The organism is Neobacillus sp. D3-1R (assembly GCF_052180215.1).
Taxonomy (GTDB): Bacteria; Bacillota; Bacilli; order Bacillales; family Cytobacillaceae; genus Pseudoneobacillus.
In genome coordinates this window covers 810,151-824,092 of record NZ_CP197471.1, presented here as the reverse complement: position 1 = coordinate 824,092, position 13,942 = coordinate 810,151, and the positions used below count along the sequence as shown (strand labels likewise).

Below are 13,942 nucleotides of genomic sequence, written 5' to 3'. Positions count from 1 at the left end.
GTGTCTGCACCCCTAAGTATTCTTCATAACCAAATTTACTTATTTCTTTAAAGCCTATTTTCTCAAACATTTTTCTTGAGCGCACATTGGTTTCGTTTGTTTCTGCGATAAATACCCAAGTTTTTTCAGGCATAATTCACCATACATAAAAGAGAATGATAACCAATACCCTTCCCCCAGAGTTTACTTTCACCAATAGCAATTCCTACTTCCGCAGTATTACCTTTAATACACGCCAAATCCGCATAACCAATTAACTTGTCATTAAACTCTATTCCCATTCGAACAAAATCTTCTTTTTTATTATTCACACAGTTACTCCACCATAGAGATAGTTCCTCATCACTTCTATTTTGCGGCCATCCGTTAGCAATACAAAAATGAATATCCTTACTCCAATTCAAGGCTATCTTATAATCATCTAACTCTAAAGGTCTTAATTTTATATCGTCAGGTTCCAATGCCTATCCCCCTAACTATTATATTGTTGATATTCAGATGCTAAGGTTCTCCATCTATCCATCCAAAGATCCATTAATTATAAAATACTATTTTATTATTGGTGTTCTATTCCCTTCTGCCCAATCATCTATAAATGGTTTTTGACGCGGATTTAAGTTCGAAGGAAGTTCTGTCTTTCTGAAGAACCGATGTCTTCTACTTTCGTCATCTTTTTGTTTTATTTCACCTATATATTCTTTGGCTTTGAAAATAATCTGAACACTAAAGACCATATCTCCATTTGGATATTCCACGAAACATTTTTCTCCTGAGTAGATACCAAAAAGGTCTAAATCTACTACTTTTAGTCCCGTTTCTTCATAAGCCTCTCTCTTTGCGACCACCTGGAATGCACCAATTATCTTCATCCATGCGATGCTGCAATAGTATCTGTTCATTATCCTCTTTAATTATCCCGCAACCAACTGTTAATAGGGTCTCATGACCAATATACTTTCTCATATCTTTTATATAATCCATCTGATAGTCTCCTTCATCGAACTTATTTTTCATTCTTCGACAAATAGTATCCAAAATCCAATGGTAAACAAAATCACTGAAAGGATAATACCGAATGATATTTGGAATAGCATTTGCTTGAATTTCTTATCATCATTTTGAGCTTCTTGGCAGTCCATAAAAAAAGACAATAATCCCGATGTGAATATGGTATCCCATATTTTCCATATTTTATCTTTCTTATTTTTGTCATTTTTATAACCCAAGTTTATCCCTCCCTTAATGTAAGATTACCATATAAACCCATTATCATTTTTAAAGTAAACTGTTTTTTATCGAAATTCGCACCAAAAAAGCCGATATAAACAAGAATAAAAACTCGTTTATTATCGGCTTTCTGAATTATTTACTTATGCTACAATAGCACTTCGTTAGCTTATGTACAATATTTCACAATCCTGTTTTTGGTATAAAAAAGGCGACCTACGTCCCTTGAAGATCACCTTTGAGATAGAGCTTTTCTATCTACCGCTTGCGGTTGTTGCTCTAGCCAACGATATTTAACCATCAAAGTTAACCATTCATTAGCTTCATTAATTGTTCTCGCCATTAATTTAACGTAAATAGCGATTACATCAGCTCTTGCAGAAGTTGCTAGAGCTGCTCCATAATATGCGATAGCTGCACTTATCTTGAAGCCTATATGAAACATCATTACTTTGTCAGAAAAAGGACTGGTAGTTATAGGTAAGACATCCGCTTCCCAAGAATGTGGAGTTGGAAGATTATCCTGATGCAATAAAGCACTTAAACTTCTTATACTTCGATCAGATTGGTCGGTTGCTTTGGCAAGAAATTGCCTTACATCATCATTTTGTGCAATTTGGCTGAAAGCCATAGTACCAATCTTTAATAACATTGTCTTTTTTATATTAAAGTAAAGATTACTAATTTCCATAACGTTAAGCGGTTTTGGGTCTGCAAGCAAATCAGAAATCATTCCCTTTTTTTCAACGAATTTAATGTTTTTCGGTGGTGGAATTATGGGTGACTTACCGAAATTCCCTCTTGATTTACTTAAACTGATGAGTTTATTTAATAATTCTGAAGTTTGTGCTGAACATTCTATATAATAATTTCTAATATCATCCCGCTCACAGGCAGAAATGGCTAAACTGTAAGCAGTTAATCCATGAATCGTCATTATTTCCAAATCATAAATAACCAATGGATTCGAAAATATTCGAGGGGCTTCGAAGTTCACATCATCCTCTAATGTATACCCAATTGGAATGGGGTAATTGGCTTGATTGAAAAAATCTGTGATTTTCTTTATATGCTGTTTGGACAATTGCAATGCAAATTCTAAAATAGATTGAATCTCTTTGTCCTGAGTATGTTTATAATAAAAGGTATACATACAAATAGACGAAGAGTCCCCCAAATATTGGTTCCAGAGGTTAGCGGCTTCGGATGCGGTGAGGGTTGTATTCGATTCTGTAAAGTTGATGTTTCCCATAGTGACCTCCTAATAATGTTCCACATGGCATTATTTTTTGTTGGAATTTAAATTACAATTCACTAATGTATAAATCTTTTTGGGAAAGATGTGTTAGCGTTTAATGTTGATTAAATACTATTAAATTAGGCTGCCATAAAATGACAGCCTAATCGTTTTTTTGTTTAACTAATGCCTTCGTTAGCTTAATAAGTCTCCAATTTGTTTTTTATCCTTAATATTACATAATCCCCCGTGGTAACAAATCACATTTTCAATATCAAGGTTTAAAAATTTCTCAAGAGAATCAATTGCAGTTTTCAAATCCAATGTCGTTTGGGGTATGGGTCTCCGTAAAACACCATCTGCCACTACCATAGCATCACCTGCGACAAGAGTTTTGCTTTGCTTTAAATAGAGACTAATATGACCAGGAGTGTGGCCTGGTGTAAAAATAATTTGAATACCACCACAATATGAAAGTTCTTCACCGTCTTCTAATGTTTTATCTACCTTTGATTTTGGCGGATTCTTATATAGAAATTGCATTTGTTCTGGTAATGATGCCCATTCTTCTTCGCTCATTCGATTGGGGTCAGTTTTAATAAGAGGAAATGTTCCTTCAATAAATGGCTTATCGAGAATATGTGCGTAAACTTTTATATTGTTATTGGATTGGTATAGTATTTCTGGGAGGGAACCTATATGGTCTAAATCCTGATGAGTTAAAATTACAGCTTTCAATTTATCAAAGGAGACTCCGACTTCGCTCATAGCGAGACGTATTTGTTCGAATTGTCCAGGCATACCAGTATCAACTAAAACAGCCGTATCATCATCCCATATCAATGTGGGATTTAATCCAAAACCCTGGATCTTTAATTCTAAGATTGCCAATCCTTTATCGATTCTCATTCAATCTCCTCCTAATTTATAAACAAATTAAATCTGATTACATAGATTAATTTATCATCCAGAGGGATTTTTTACAATGCGTAAATATTTAATTTTACCACATAAAAATATTTTTGTCAATATTTATTTATGTTAAATTTTACCTTTACTTTTAAAATTAATTAATGTCTTATAGCGCTAACCTTCCCTTATATACAGTATCGATAAAAAAAAGGTTAATAGAATGCACCTTTTATCGTTGATTACATGTAGTCATAGATACAACTTTTTAAGGGGTTGATTTAGCCCTATATGGGTACACTTGATCCTGAAATGCTGAAGCAGTATTTTATCAGGCAACTAGTCTATCCTTCATCCCTACCGCGCTTTCGCTTACTAGCCTAGAAGTTTAGTTTGGAAGGAATACACTTCCACACTAAACTTCTAGGTTGTATCTTTCCCCTGCTAGACATGCTATTTCCATATCTTTGAAAACGTTAAATACTATAAAAACTACCTGTATATAATAAGTTCACAAAGTTAAAAATCTGGTCATTTTTGTATCATTACATACGTTGAATACGGTAGAAATACATACTGTATATAACTTCCCGTTAGTTCCTTAAGAAAACTTTTTATTATTGTATAAATATTAGCCCCTCTACAATCGTTGATCCTTGAATTACAGTCTAAATAGTAGTTGATTTTACAAGTTAAACCTCACATTAAACAGACAAAAAAAGCTCAGAGTGGCTCTGAGCTTTTTTTATAAGTCTTATTCCCGTGTATCCGCTTCAAATTTCTATTCGTACGTCCTAGTTCATTTTAACACCACAAACCCTGACTCAACATCCTCTATTATACTTTAAATCTTCTAATCAATAATTGCAGTTCTTCTGCCATCTTAGAAAGGGAAATAGCTGAAGAGGTGATTTCTTCCATTGTAGCGAGTTGTTCTTCTGTTGCTGCTGAAACTTCTTGGGTATTGGAAGCAGCTTCTTCCCCAATTTGCGTAATATATTTCATTGCTTGAACCATTTGTTCGGAACCGGCAGCCATTTGCTGTGCAGCTGACGAGACCTCATGGATTTGATTGTTTACTTTGTTTACAGAGCTTTCAATATGATTAAACGACTCCCCAGCATTATGAATAACTTTAATCCCACCAGAAACCTCTTGTATAGCAACACCCATTGACTGTACAGCTTTATCCGTTTCCGCTTGGATGGCTGTAATCAAAGTAGAAATTTGTTGGGCTGATGCGGCAGATTGTTCGGCTAACTTACGTACCTCGTCTGCGACAACGGAGAATCCCCGACCATGTTCCCCTGCTCTTGCCGCTTCAATGGCTGCATTTAAGGCTAATAAATTGGTTTGAGCTGAAATGTCTGTAATCGCATCGATAATTTGACTAATTTCGTGAGAACGTGCTCCTAATCCATCTATTACTTCTGCTAAACCATTAACGGTTTGATTAATAGAATTCATTTGTTGAACAGCAGTTTGGATCGATTGTCCGCCTTCTGTGGCCTTTTCAGAAGCCTCCAACGCTGTGGCGGAAACGACTTGAGAACTGCTGGCAATTTGATGAACACCAGTGACCATATCATCAATGATTTGCGATGTTTCTTCTACACTCTTAAACTGCTTATCTACACCTGCTGCTACCTCTTGAATAGTGTAAGTAATTTGTTCAGAAGCCTTACTTGTTTCTTCTGCACTTGCGGAAAGTTCTTCAGAGGTTGCCGCAACATGTTCAGCATTAATACTTACCTGCTGAATTAATTCTCTTAAATTTGCAGCCATCTGGTTAAACGACCCAGCTAAATCACCAATTTCGTCTCTATTTTTGATGTTGATTCTTTCAAGAGTTAAGTCACCTTCCGCAATTTTTCCAGCAGCTTGATTTATAGCAATTACTGGTTTTGAAATGATTTGACTAATATAGTAAGCAATCACCATAGCAAGTAATATGGAAACAATACTTAAGATTGAAACAAGTTGTCTAATGGAATCCACTTTCTCCGTTGTTTCAACATTTCCATCATCTAACAACTTTTGCTGAAATGTACTTAGTTCTGTTACTTTTGCGTTAAAACGATCGACGATATCTCGACCCTCAGTCAAAACTAATCTCGTATACTTTTGAGTTTCATTATATTGTCTAGCTTTCATCGCTTCGTCTGCAAATTCACGGAACTCTTTCTCTACATCGTTTAGTTCCTTTAATAATTTTTTAGCTTCAGGCTGTTTAATTATTTTCGATAGGCTTTCGCTTGTAATCTTATATTGCTCTTCTGCCTTTTCATAATTTTGTAACGATAAATCATCCCGTGTAATGAGGTAACCTCGTAAAACACTTTGCTCACTCTTTGCTGCAACTTCCAATTCTTTAATCATAATCAGCTTTTTAGCCTTATCTTCAATTAAATTTGTGTAGTTTTGGTCTACAGCAGTTAGTTCATAATAGGCAACTCCCGAAATACCTATTAAAATCAGTAGAACTGCCAGAAATCCACCAAATAGTTTTTTCCTTATGGTCATTTTCATCGTGATGTCTCTCCTTAAATAGTTGATTAGAAAACTTATCTTTAATATCGGCTAAATAGCACCAGTTTTTTAGGTAAAACGGACTGTTCATAGCAAAGCTTGTCTAATAATTGCTATTTTTGTCACAAAAAAACCCGCAGTACCATGACTGCGGGATGAATCTTTATTTTGCACTTTCAGCTTTTACCGATTTATCTTTTTCCAATAAAACAATCAGTGCTGGTAATAATACCCCTCTAATTAAGAACGTATCTAAGAGAATCCCTACCGCGACGATAAAGCCAAACACAAATAATACTTGGATTGGCTGGGTCATTAAAACAGCAAAGGTAGCTGCTAGGAGAATCCCAGCTGAGGAAATCACTCCACCTGTGGTCGATACCGCAATTTCTACCGCCTTTTTAACGGAATGCTTTCTCTTCTCCTCAAGATAGCGGGAAATTAAGATGATATTGTAATCAATCCCAAGTGCTACTAGGAAAACAAACGAATAAAGTGGGACACGGTTACTGATCGAATCAATATCAAAGAATAGGCTGCTAAGGAACATTCCTAAACCGACGGCTGCCAGGAAGGAAAGTAAAATCGTGCCCATCATATAGATTGGCATTTTTAAAGACTTAGTTAGGATAATAAGCATCAATAAAATTAAGATTGTTTCAAGTAAGACAATCACGACCAAATCCCGATTATTGACAGAGCGATCATCCACTTTTACGGCTGTTTCACCTGCAAAATATAGCTGGCCATTTACATTCGCTTTTTTAAGGAGCTGTGGCGCTTGATTACGCATTTTTTCTAAAGCATCCATTGTTTGAGCTGAGTATGGACTCTCTTCAAATGTTAGTGAATATTGAATGACCTTTCCGTCTTCAGCCACACCATTTAAGCGAACATTTTGAACAAGAGGCTGGTCATCTAAAACCTTTTTTAAGTTTGTTTGATCTTCTTCTGTGATAGTCTCTTTTGCCTCTAATAATACTGTTGTTGGGGCCAAATCCCCTTTTTCAAACTTTGCTTCTATAATTTCATAGCCTTCTCGCGACGGCATATCCTTCGGAAATGATTTGATCGTATCAAATTCATATTTCATATTAAACATATTCCCTGCAGATAAAAGTAAGAAAACGCCAACTATCGCCATAGAGAGGACTGGCTTATTGACAACCATGCGTCCAACCTTGCTCCAAATGGAGTTGGTCGACATTTTTTTCTCTCCTACCTTTGGAATCTTCGGCCAGAAAGATTTTCTTCCGAAAAGGGTAAACAACGCCGGAACGAGTGTGATGGACGCAATCATAATCACTGCCATTGTTGTTCCAAATATAGGAGCAAAGTTTCGATAATCACCATACTCTGCAAAAAAGAGTACAAGCATGGCGGCTAAAACCGTTCCTCCCGAGAAAAATACAGGTGTCCCCGTTTCTCTCATCGCCGATTTCATAGCATCAAATTTATTTTCGTAATGCTTTAATTCTTCACGATAACGAGAGAAAACAAATAAAGAATAATCAATCACGGCGGCAAATAACAAAATCGTCATAATGGATAAGGATTGATTATTCAATAACAATCCCGCTTTACCCATTAATCCAAGTGTTTGGTTTACTACTTCATAGACAAAAGCAGCGGCAAGTAATGGAATAAACGCTAATAAAGGCGAACGATATATCACGATTAATAAAATTAAAATTAATCCGACAGTGGAAAGAAGCAGTACAATATCTGCTCTAGAAAATAGATTTAAAGAATCCACTGCAATTCCTGCAGGTCCAGTAATTTTCAACGTGAGGTTAGTAGACTTATCTGTAAGCTTCTGAAGCTGTTCTAATCCCGTTCTTAGCTCTTTCGTTTCTAGCGCTGAATCAAAAGAAAGTGGAATAACAGCAGTTTTTCCATCCTCTGAAAAGAAACCGGCTGTCGCTTGCGGCGGCAATGAAGCTAACGGAATGATCTGGTCGAGACCTTCAATCTTTTCTTTTTCTACCTTTTCTAGAAATTCTATGAGACTAGAAAGTTCAATTTCCCCTTTTTTCGATTGAAAAACCAATAATGCGGGAACCCCATCATTGTCTTTAAAGTAATGATCCACTTTTTCTTTCGCTATAATAGACTTAGCATCTTTGGGAAGCGAATCAATCTTTGACACTTCATAATCCTTCGCACTCGGTGCAAGACCTCCCATCAGGACAGCTGCAAAAAACCAAATGGCCAACGTTATCCACATGCCCTTTTTCGTTGAAACAAAATCTGTTATGGATTGAATCCAGCTTTGCATGATTTATCCCCCTTATAACCATAGGTTGTAAATGTGACATTTTTGTCACTTTCGGTAAAAAAAAGACACTTTAGTCATCATTATCATTTAAAGTGACAAAAGTGTCAATTACTTTATTATAAACATTCCATGACAAATAATTTCCTTAATGGATTGGACCCATTCCGATTTTGGAATACCAAAATGGTTAGGGATAGCGATGGTTTGAAAAATCATTCCTAATATAAGCATATCTGGAAGCTGTGGTTTTAGAAGTTTTTCTTCTCTTCCTAATTGGATAAAACTTTTTAATTGTTCGTACATCACTTGATGAGATTTTTCTAGTTGCTCAATATTCGTTCTAACCTTTTCATTGGCATGTGCCTGAAGCTGATGAGCGAGCCCCAATAGCTGATGAACTGTACTATGGCTAAACATTAAGTTAAATAAAAAATCGAATTGAGCTTGAAAACCCTCGTGTGTATTAATTTCTTTAAGATCAACAAGAAATTGATTCATTTCGTAGATCATAAAATCTGAGATTAACTCTTCCTTGTTCTCGTAATATTTATATAGAGTTCCTCGTGATACTTCTAAACGATTGGCAAGCGGACCGAAGGAAAATCCGTCATACCCATGTTGGACGACAAGTTCTCTTGTTTCTTGAAATAATTGTTCGATTGAAAACTTTCTTTCCCGTGCCATAAATATGCTCACCCCAATTCTTATTATAAGGAAAGGGATGAGGGTAAACAATGTTAATGGTTAGTTGGATATAAAAAATGGGGATTCTTAGTTTGTGATTTTTGGGGATAGTTGTGACAAAGTTAGTAATAATGCCGATTTGGTCAGATATATTCCTGAAACAGTCAGATATATGAGCAAAAGAGTCAGATATATCCCTATTTTGGTCAGATAAATGTTTCACTAGATCTTAAGCAACCCTGATTTTTGGCTACACACCTTTGAATTCCTTACCAATAATCAATTATTTTTTATAATGTAAAGGTTTATGTCATCGTTTATCCCCTGAAGTGCATACAATTTCTAAAAAGGGGGACGAGTTATGCATATAAATGTTTCTGCCATGAACCTTTTACGATATGTTGTTGCATATGTTTTTATCATTTCGGGTGTGATGAAATTTATCAGTACAGAACTAGGGAATCATTTTATCCATTTGGGATTGCCTTACCCTTTAACCATTATGTATGTGGTAGCGATTGTAGAAATCATTTGCGGAGCAATTATCTTAATGAATAAGAGCGTAAAGAAAGCCACGATGCCTTTACTCGTGATCATGATTGCTGCTTTTTTATTAACAAAGGTTCCCCTTCTACACTCAGGACTTTTCACATTTGCTTTTAATGCGAGATTAGATATTGTCATGTTAGTTTTATTGTTTATCTTATATAAATCCCATCATCGATAAGAAAAAAAGGTATCTCCTTGAAAGTAACCCGTTCGGTTGTGGCGGAAGAAAATGCTAATTGCACTTTTAAAAAACACTTAAATCCACAAATAAAAAAGCCGTCGATTTTCAATGTTGGAAAATCACGGCTCTTTTTTTTGGCTAACAAAATGAGAGGATGAGATTCAATGTTAATAGACATAGCTTGATAGCAGGACGTGTGTCTGATGGGAGTGGAATTTATTAATAGCGGATTGTAAGTCCGATAAATGTTTTCTTTTGTTTTTATCGGACATAGGGTACGCTATTTGTGTCAATTAACGTTATTTGGAGATGTTATCGGACACTGGGTACGCTATTGGCTTATCATCGCACTAAAATGGGCACCTTTTACCTCGATAGCGGAACGTGTGTCCTATAAGGGTGAGAAAACACCCATATTTTTATAAATAGCGGATTGTAGGTCCGATAAAAGTTTTCTCACATAAACACTGATATATTAACGAAAAAAAGAGGTGCCTGCTTTTTCCACTATAAAAATTTCACACAAACTGGATTCGGAACGGTAATATCTGATTGTAAAAGAGTTAATTTTCCAGTTTCTATATCCCTTGAATAGATCACCAGGTTGCTGGAGTTTTGATTGGCAGCAATGATGAATGCTTCTGTTGGGTCTATCACAAAGTCTCTTGGCCAATCTCCTTCCGTTGAAACACGTTCAACCAATTGAAGCTGACCGTTGTCACTATTTACACTGAACACGGCTATACTGTTGTGGCCACGATTACCTGCATAAACAAATTTACCATCTGATGTGATATGTATCGCACTGCCTTGGTTATTTTCAGTAAAATCAGCTGGAAGAGTGGAAATGGCTTGAGTTTGAGTAAAGCTGCCATTTTCATAATTAAATGCTAAGGTTAATACCTCTGAACTGAATTCTGTCATAACGTAAGCAAATTTTCCGTTTGGATGGAATACTAGATGTCTTGGGCCACTGCCAGGTTGAGTGTTTAAGCGTGAAACTTCGGTTAGTTCTCCATTTTCACTCACTTCATATGTAAGGACACGGTCTGCACCTAATTCCACAACTGCCAGAAACTTTTCATTTGGTGTGACGCCAGCATAATGAGTATGAGGTTTTTCCTGTCTTGGATCTGGGCCTGACCCTTCGTGATTCATGATGGAAACAGGTTCGCTAATCCATCCCGTTTCTTTATCTAATAAATAAGAGTCAACAGTCCCTTTATGATAATTGGCACTAAATAAATACTGATTCTGACTATCCATGCTCACATGACAAGGAGAAGAGCCTGGTGCCATTTGGCTATTAAGCAGTTTCAATTCAAAGGAATTTGAGTCAATCGAAAAAGCTGCAACTCCCCCTTCTTCCCCCTTTTTTATAACGGAGTAAAGAAATTTTTTGTCTTTACTAATATTTAAATAAGTCGGATTCTCTAAATGGGCCGCTTCCCTTACATTCGTAATCTTTGCTTCCTTTGTATGAAACTCAAATGAATAAATCCCTCTACTTTCACCGTTTGTATAGGTACCTATATATCCGATAAACTTTGTATTCTCTGTCATGGTGATGCTCCTTCCATTTATTTTCCTGCTTTAATTTACCATAGTTTTTTTAAGAGACTCAAATTTTCAGTTTGGAGTCATCGAGAATTCTTTTTTAAAAAATAAATAACGAGTTGATGAAAGCCGACTAAGACCAAGAAAATAAGGGGATATAAACACAATGAATAATAAATGTTCCAACCGTTGTAATAAAAAGTTCCACTCCATAAATATAGATTTTCGAAAACGACGGCAAGAAGAACACACCCAAACAGAAAATAAAGTTCGGATTGCCACTTTTTATGATATGGATATAGATTTAAAAAAATGGTATTCACTGCTGGATAGATACCAATAACATATAGTAAACTTTCATAATCCGGGCCTTTTTCAAAGTATCCATATAAATCATACCTTAAGTCTAAATAAATATCTGTTATCAACTGAAAAATCATGGCAAATAAAGTGGTTGCCACTATTTCTATCGCTGAAATTCGTTTCGGCATGTAGTAAGCAATGAGATTAAAAATGATGACGGTTGTTAAGAGAAAAACCATGGAAATAGCTCCGTTCTTAGTTAACTACTTTCTTTTCCTGTTCTTTAAAATTCCTTCATTCTAATTCCGCATGGCTAAATAGAAAACACCAAATAGAGCATAAATCACTATCAAAATAAATAGGCCCCAATAAATGTTTGATTTGGTATAGATAGGCATTCGATATTGTCTAGGTACAAGACGGTCACCGATATAGTTAAACAACCGTACATAAACCCAATAAAGAGAATAGGAATCCCAAAAATCCCAACCATTTCTGAATTTTATAAAACCCCAATATTCTTTTAATAACACTTCAATGGTAAAAATACTTGTGATCATCATAAAGAAAAATGGAAAGGTATGTCTCTTTGGTTTAAATCTTATTGTGATTAGCACAAGTAGACTGAAGCTAATGGCTACTGCAGGAAGTACCTGCCAAAGCGGAAGGACAAAACGATAAAAACCTAACCAATAAAAGACTAGGCACAAAAAGGACGATAGCAATAAACTAAGCAAAAGGACTAGCCTATATCCAAGAAAATTCTTTATTAATAGGTAAAGGCAGCCCAAGCCATTGAAAAAGATAGCAGAGAATAAAATCATATAGTGAATTTCTGTTTGGTTCATAAAAATCCCCTCATAAAGAGATTGAATATTTCTAGGTTTCACTTGCCATCTTTTTTTATTCCTTATATTAGATAGGAATGTAAAGAGCAAAAGTAATATTTAATAAGGACATGCATACATTTTTAATAAGGCTCTTTTCTGAAACTTTGTTGCTTTTTGTAACTAATAAGTAGGCAAATCACAAATAGGGTGTGATAAACTCATATGAAAATGAAGAAAAGAGCTAGGCACTTCTTAAGAGAGCCTGTAAAAATCCGGCTTTAGGGATTTTTACGAAAACCACAATCTATACGAAAACAGCTTTTAATAAAGATTTGGTGGACAAAGGGGTGATTTTTATGAAGAAGTTTATAACCTTAATTGGTTTATGTGCGATTTTTGGATCGGTTATTTATTTAGATTCTTCTACTAATTTACTTTTGGATGATTTTAGAACCTCGGTATTGTATCCTTATGCCCCTGAAGAGGTAAAAGCAGAAATGGCTGAAGAAGTAGATGCTCAAGCGCAAGAGAATGATGAAAATGCCCTTATTCCTTCCCTGGAACTCCTGTATGAAAATGAAGAAGAGATAGATGGCTATATCGTAGAGACATATCGTGAATACGAAATATACAGTGATGAAAAAGGAAACAAGATTAAACAGGTTCCTACCTCACACTTCGAATATATTCGCTATAAAAAATAAAAAAGAGTCAGATATCCCTCATTAGGTATCTGACTCTTTGCTTTTTTTACTCTAGGTTATAGCCTTTCTTCTCCACAAACTCTTTCATATACATCCTTTTTGGGCTATGTAACATTTGAGCCATTTGTGCGGTCCATGTATCTTTTCTTTTTCCATTTGTACGTTCATGGTAATACTCAGAGATGAGTTCATTATATTCTTTCAGCTGCTGCTCGTATGTTTCCTTACTTGGTTGATAGGTTTCCTCATGATAAACATTTTCTAAAGGTAATCTTGGTTTTTTATCCGTTTGCTGTGCTGGATAACCTACCACAACACCAAAAAGAGGAATAACTCTTTGTGGTACTTTTAACAACTCACAAACAGCTTCTAAATTATTTCGTAACCCACCTATATAACAAGCACCTAAGCCCATAGACTCCGCAGCAATAACTGCATTTTGTGCTGCCAAGGAGGCATCAATTAAGGCTACCATAAATTTTTCCGTACTTTGTAGGGATCTCATTAAATCTTGGTTTTCCATTTCCGCAACCAACTCATGACGATGAAGGTCTGCACAGAAGACAAATAGATGCCCATTCGATTCAACATAAGATTGATTTCCAGCAATTTCAGCAAGCTTGCGCTTCGCATCCAAATTTTTAACCCCTATAATGGAATAAGCTTGGATAAAGCTTGAAGTAGAGGCCGCTTGGGCACTTTTGACAATGGTTTCAATTTGTTCGGTTGATAGTAATTGTTCTTCAAATTTCCGAATGGAACGATGATTTAAAATCAAGTCAATAACCTGGTTCATATCGTGCAACTCCTATTCTTTTTATGTATTTAAATATAAGTTTAGTATAAAGTGCAAAAAATAACCCAAAATTTGTTTTAGATGAGAAAAGCGCAAGCGCCTGTTGGAAGCAAGCCATTTTTCGAAGTTCCAGAAAGTTATGCTTTCTTTTATACAAA

Annotated in this window: 15 protein-coding genes; 2 read left to right on the top strand and 13 right to left on the bottom strand. The window is 35.6% G+C overall.

The window, feature by feature from the left end; all coding sequences use genetic code 11:
• Window positions 1–125: 125 nt before the first annotated feature.
• From ACSBPO_RS03985 to ACSBPO_RS03945, 9 genes are all read right to left on the bottom strand, one after another.
• Entirely contained in the window at window positions 126–461 is a 336-nt protein-coding gene (locus tag ACSBPO_RS03985) for a GNAT family N-acetyltransferase (RefSeq protein ID WP_442598785.1), read from the bottom strand.
• A gap of 87 nt (window positions 462–548) precedes the next feature.
• On the bottom strand, window positions 549–845 hold the full coding sequence (locus ACSBPO_RS03980; RefSeq protein ID WP_442598784.1) for an NUDIX domain-containing protein: 297 nt from the start codon (window positions 843–845) through the stop codon (window positions 549–551).
• The gene (locus ACSBPO_RS03975) at window positions 820–1,014 is read right to left on the bottom strand and encodes a hypothetical protein (RefSeq protein WP_442598783.1); all 195 of its coding nucleotides are present in this window, start codon (window positions 1,012–1,014) and stop codon (window positions 820–822) included. Before ACSBPO_RS03975 ends, ACSBPO_RS03980 begins: the two co-directional genes overlap by 26 nt.
• Window positions 1,011–1,226 carry a hypothetical protein gene (locus ACSBPO_RS03970; RefSeq protein WP_442598782.1) on the bottom strand — a complete coding sequence of 72 codons (216 nt, stop codon included), beginning with the start codon at window positions 1,224–1,226 and terminating at the stop codon, window positions 1,011–1,013. The genes ACSBPO_RS03975 and ACSBPO_RS03970 overlap by 4 nt, the downstream gene beginning before the upstream one ends.
• A 233-nt stretch (window positions 1,227–1,459) precedes the next feature.
• Window positions 1,460–2,479 carry a DUF3231 family protein gene (locus ACSBPO_RS03965; RefSeq protein ID WP_442598781.1) on the bottom strand — a complete coding sequence of 340 codons (1,020 nt, stop codon included), beginning with the start codon at window positions 2,477–2,479 and terminating at the stop codon, window positions 1,460–1,462.
• A gap of 180 nt (window positions 2,480–2,659) precedes the next feature.
• Window positions 2,660–3,373 carry an MBL fold metallo-hydrolase gene (locus tag ACSBPO_RS03960; RefSeq protein WP_442598780.1) on the bottom strand — a complete coding sequence of 238 codons (714 nt, stop codon included), beginning with the start codon at window positions 3,371–3,373 and terminating at the stop codon, window positions 2,660–2,662.
• An 837-nt stretch (window positions 3,374–4,210) separates the two neighbouring features.
• The gene (locus ACSBPO_RS03955) at window positions 4,211–5,902 is read right to left on the bottom strand and encodes a methyl-accepting chemotaxis protein (RefSeq protein ID WP_442598779.1); all 1,692 of its coding nucleotides are present in this window, start codon (window positions 5,900–5,902) and stop codon (window positions 4,211–4,213) included.
• A 163-nt stretch (window positions 5,903–6,065) separates the two neighbouring features.
• Complete coding sequence (locus tag ACSBPO_RS03950; RefSeq protein WP_442598778.1) at window positions 6,066–8,180, bottom strand: MMPL family transporter; 2,115 nt, start codon at window positions 8,178–8,180, stop codon at window positions 6,066–6,068.
• Between the two features lie 108 nt (window positions 8,181–8,288).
• Window positions 8,289–8,864: a TetR/AcrR family transcriptional regulator gene (locus ACSBPO_RS03945; RefSeq protein ID WP_442598777.1), complete on the bottom strand. Its 576-nt coding sequence runs from the start codon at window positions 8,862–8,864 to the stop codon at window positions 8,289–8,291.
• A 361-nt stretch (window positions 8,865–9,225) separates the two neighbouring features.
• On the opposite strand from ACSBPO_RS03945, the gene ACSBPO_RS03940 reads away from it, so the two are divergent.
• On the top strand, window positions 9,226–9,591 hold the full coding sequence (locus ACSBPO_RS03940; protein WP_442598776.1) for a DoxX family protein: 366 nt from the start codon (window positions 9,226–9,228) through the stop codon (window positions 9,589–9,591).
• 510 nt (window positions 9,592–10,101) lie between these two features.
• Here ACSBPO_RS03940 and ACSBPO_RS03935 read toward each other — a convergent pair.
• The 3 genes from ACSBPO_RS03935 to ACSBPO_RS03925 form a co-directional block, all read right to left on the bottom strand.
• The gene (locus ACSBPO_RS03935) at window positions 10,102–11,157 is read right to left on the bottom strand and encodes a lactonase family protein (RefSeq protein WP_442598775.1); all 1,056 of its coding nucleotides are present in this window, start codon (window positions 11,155–11,157) and stop codon (window positions 10,102–10,104) included.
• A 77-nt stretch (window positions 11,158–11,234) separates the two neighbouring features.
• Window positions 11,235–11,693 carry a CBO0543 family protein gene (locus ACSBPO_RS03930; RefSeq protein WP_442598774.1) on the bottom strand — a complete coding sequence of 153 codons (459 nt, stop codon included), beginning with the start codon at window positions 11,691–11,693 and terminating at the stop codon, window positions 11,235–11,237.
• Window positions 11,694–11,753: 60 nt separating this feature from the next.
• Window positions 11,754–12,302 carry a hypothetical protein gene (locus ACSBPO_RS03925; RefSeq protein ID WP_442598773.1) on the bottom strand — a complete coding sequence of 183 codons (549 nt, stop codon included), beginning with the start codon at window positions 12,300–12,302 and terminating at the stop codon, window positions 11,754–11,756.
• 338 nt (window positions 12,303–12,640) lie between these two features.
• Between ACSBPO_RS03925 and ACSBPO_RS03920 the strand changes: the two genes are divergently transcribed.
• Window positions 12,641–12,988 carry a hypothetical protein gene (locus tag ACSBPO_RS03920; protein ID WP_442598772.1) on the top strand — a complete coding sequence of 116 codons (348 nt, stop codon included), beginning with the start codon at window positions 12,641–12,643 and terminating at the stop codon, window positions 12,986–12,988.
• A 46-nt stretch (window positions 12,989–13,034) separates the two neighbouring features.
• Here ACSBPO_RS03920 and nfsA read toward each other — a convergent pair whose 3' ends face one another.
• Window positions 13,035–13,784, bottom strand: a complete 750-nt coding sequence (nfsA, locus tag ACSBPO_RS03915) for an oxygen-insensitive NADPH nitroreductase (RefSeq protein ID WP_442598771.1) — start codon at window positions 13,782–13,784, stop codon at window positions 13,035–13,037.
• Between the last annotated feature and the right edge of the window lie 158 nt (window positions 13,785–13,942).

What these genes read in the sequence shown, in the direction of transcription:
- ACSBPO_RS03975 (WP_442598783.1), bottom strand. Translation starts at nt 1,014, where the DNA reads ATGAAAAATAAGTTCGATGAAGGAGACTATCAGATGGATTATATAAAA.
- ACSBPO_RS03965 (WP_442598781.1), bottom strand. Translation starts at nt 2,479, where the DNA reads ATGGGAAACATCAACTTTACAGAATCGAATACAACCCTCACCGCATCC.
- ACSBPO_RS03960 (WP_442598780.1), bottom strand. Translation starts at nt 3,373, where the DNA reads ATGAGAATCGATAAAGGATTGGCAATCTTAGAATTAAAGATCCAGGGT.
- ACSBPO_RS03955 (WP_442598779.1), bottom strand. Translation starts at nt 5,902, where the DNA reads ATGAAAATGACCATAAGGAAAAAACTATTTGGTGGATTTCTGGCAGTT.
- ACSBPO_RS03950 (WP_442598778.1), bottom strand. Translation starts at nt 8,180, where the DNA reads ATGCAAAGCTGGATTCAATCCATAACAGATTTTGTTTCAACGAAAAAG.
- ACSBPO_RS03945 (WP_442598777.1), bottom strand. Translation starts at nt 8,864, where the DNA reads ATGGCACGGGAAAGAAAGTTTTCAATCGAACAATTATTTCAAGAAACA.
- ACSBPO_RS03940 (WP_442598776.1), top strand. Translation starts at nt 9,226, where the DNA reads ATGCATATAAATGTTTCTGCCATGAACCTTTTACGATATGTTGTTGCA.
- ACSBPO_RS03935 (WP_442598775.1), bottom strand. Translation starts at nt 11,157, where the DNA reads ATGACAGAGAATACAAAGTTTATCGGATATATAGGTACCTATACAAAC.
- ACSBPO_RS03930 (WP_442598774.1), bottom strand. Translation starts at nt 11,693, where the DNA reads ATGGTTTTTCTCTTAACAACCGTCATCATTTTTAATCTCATTGCTTAC.
- ACSBPO_RS03925 (WP_442598773.1), bottom strand. Translation starts at nt 12,302, where the DNA reads ATGAACCAAACAGAAATTCACTATATGATTTTATTCTCTGCTATCTTT.
- ACSBPO_RS03920 (WP_442598772.1), top strand. Translation starts at nt 12,641, where the DNA reads ATGAAGAAGTTTATAACCTTAATTGGTTTATGTGCGATTTTTGGATCG.
- nfsA (WP_442598771.1), bottom strand. Translation starts at nt 13,784, where the DNA reads ATGAACCAGGTTATTGACTTGATTTTAAATCATCGTTCCATTCGGAAA.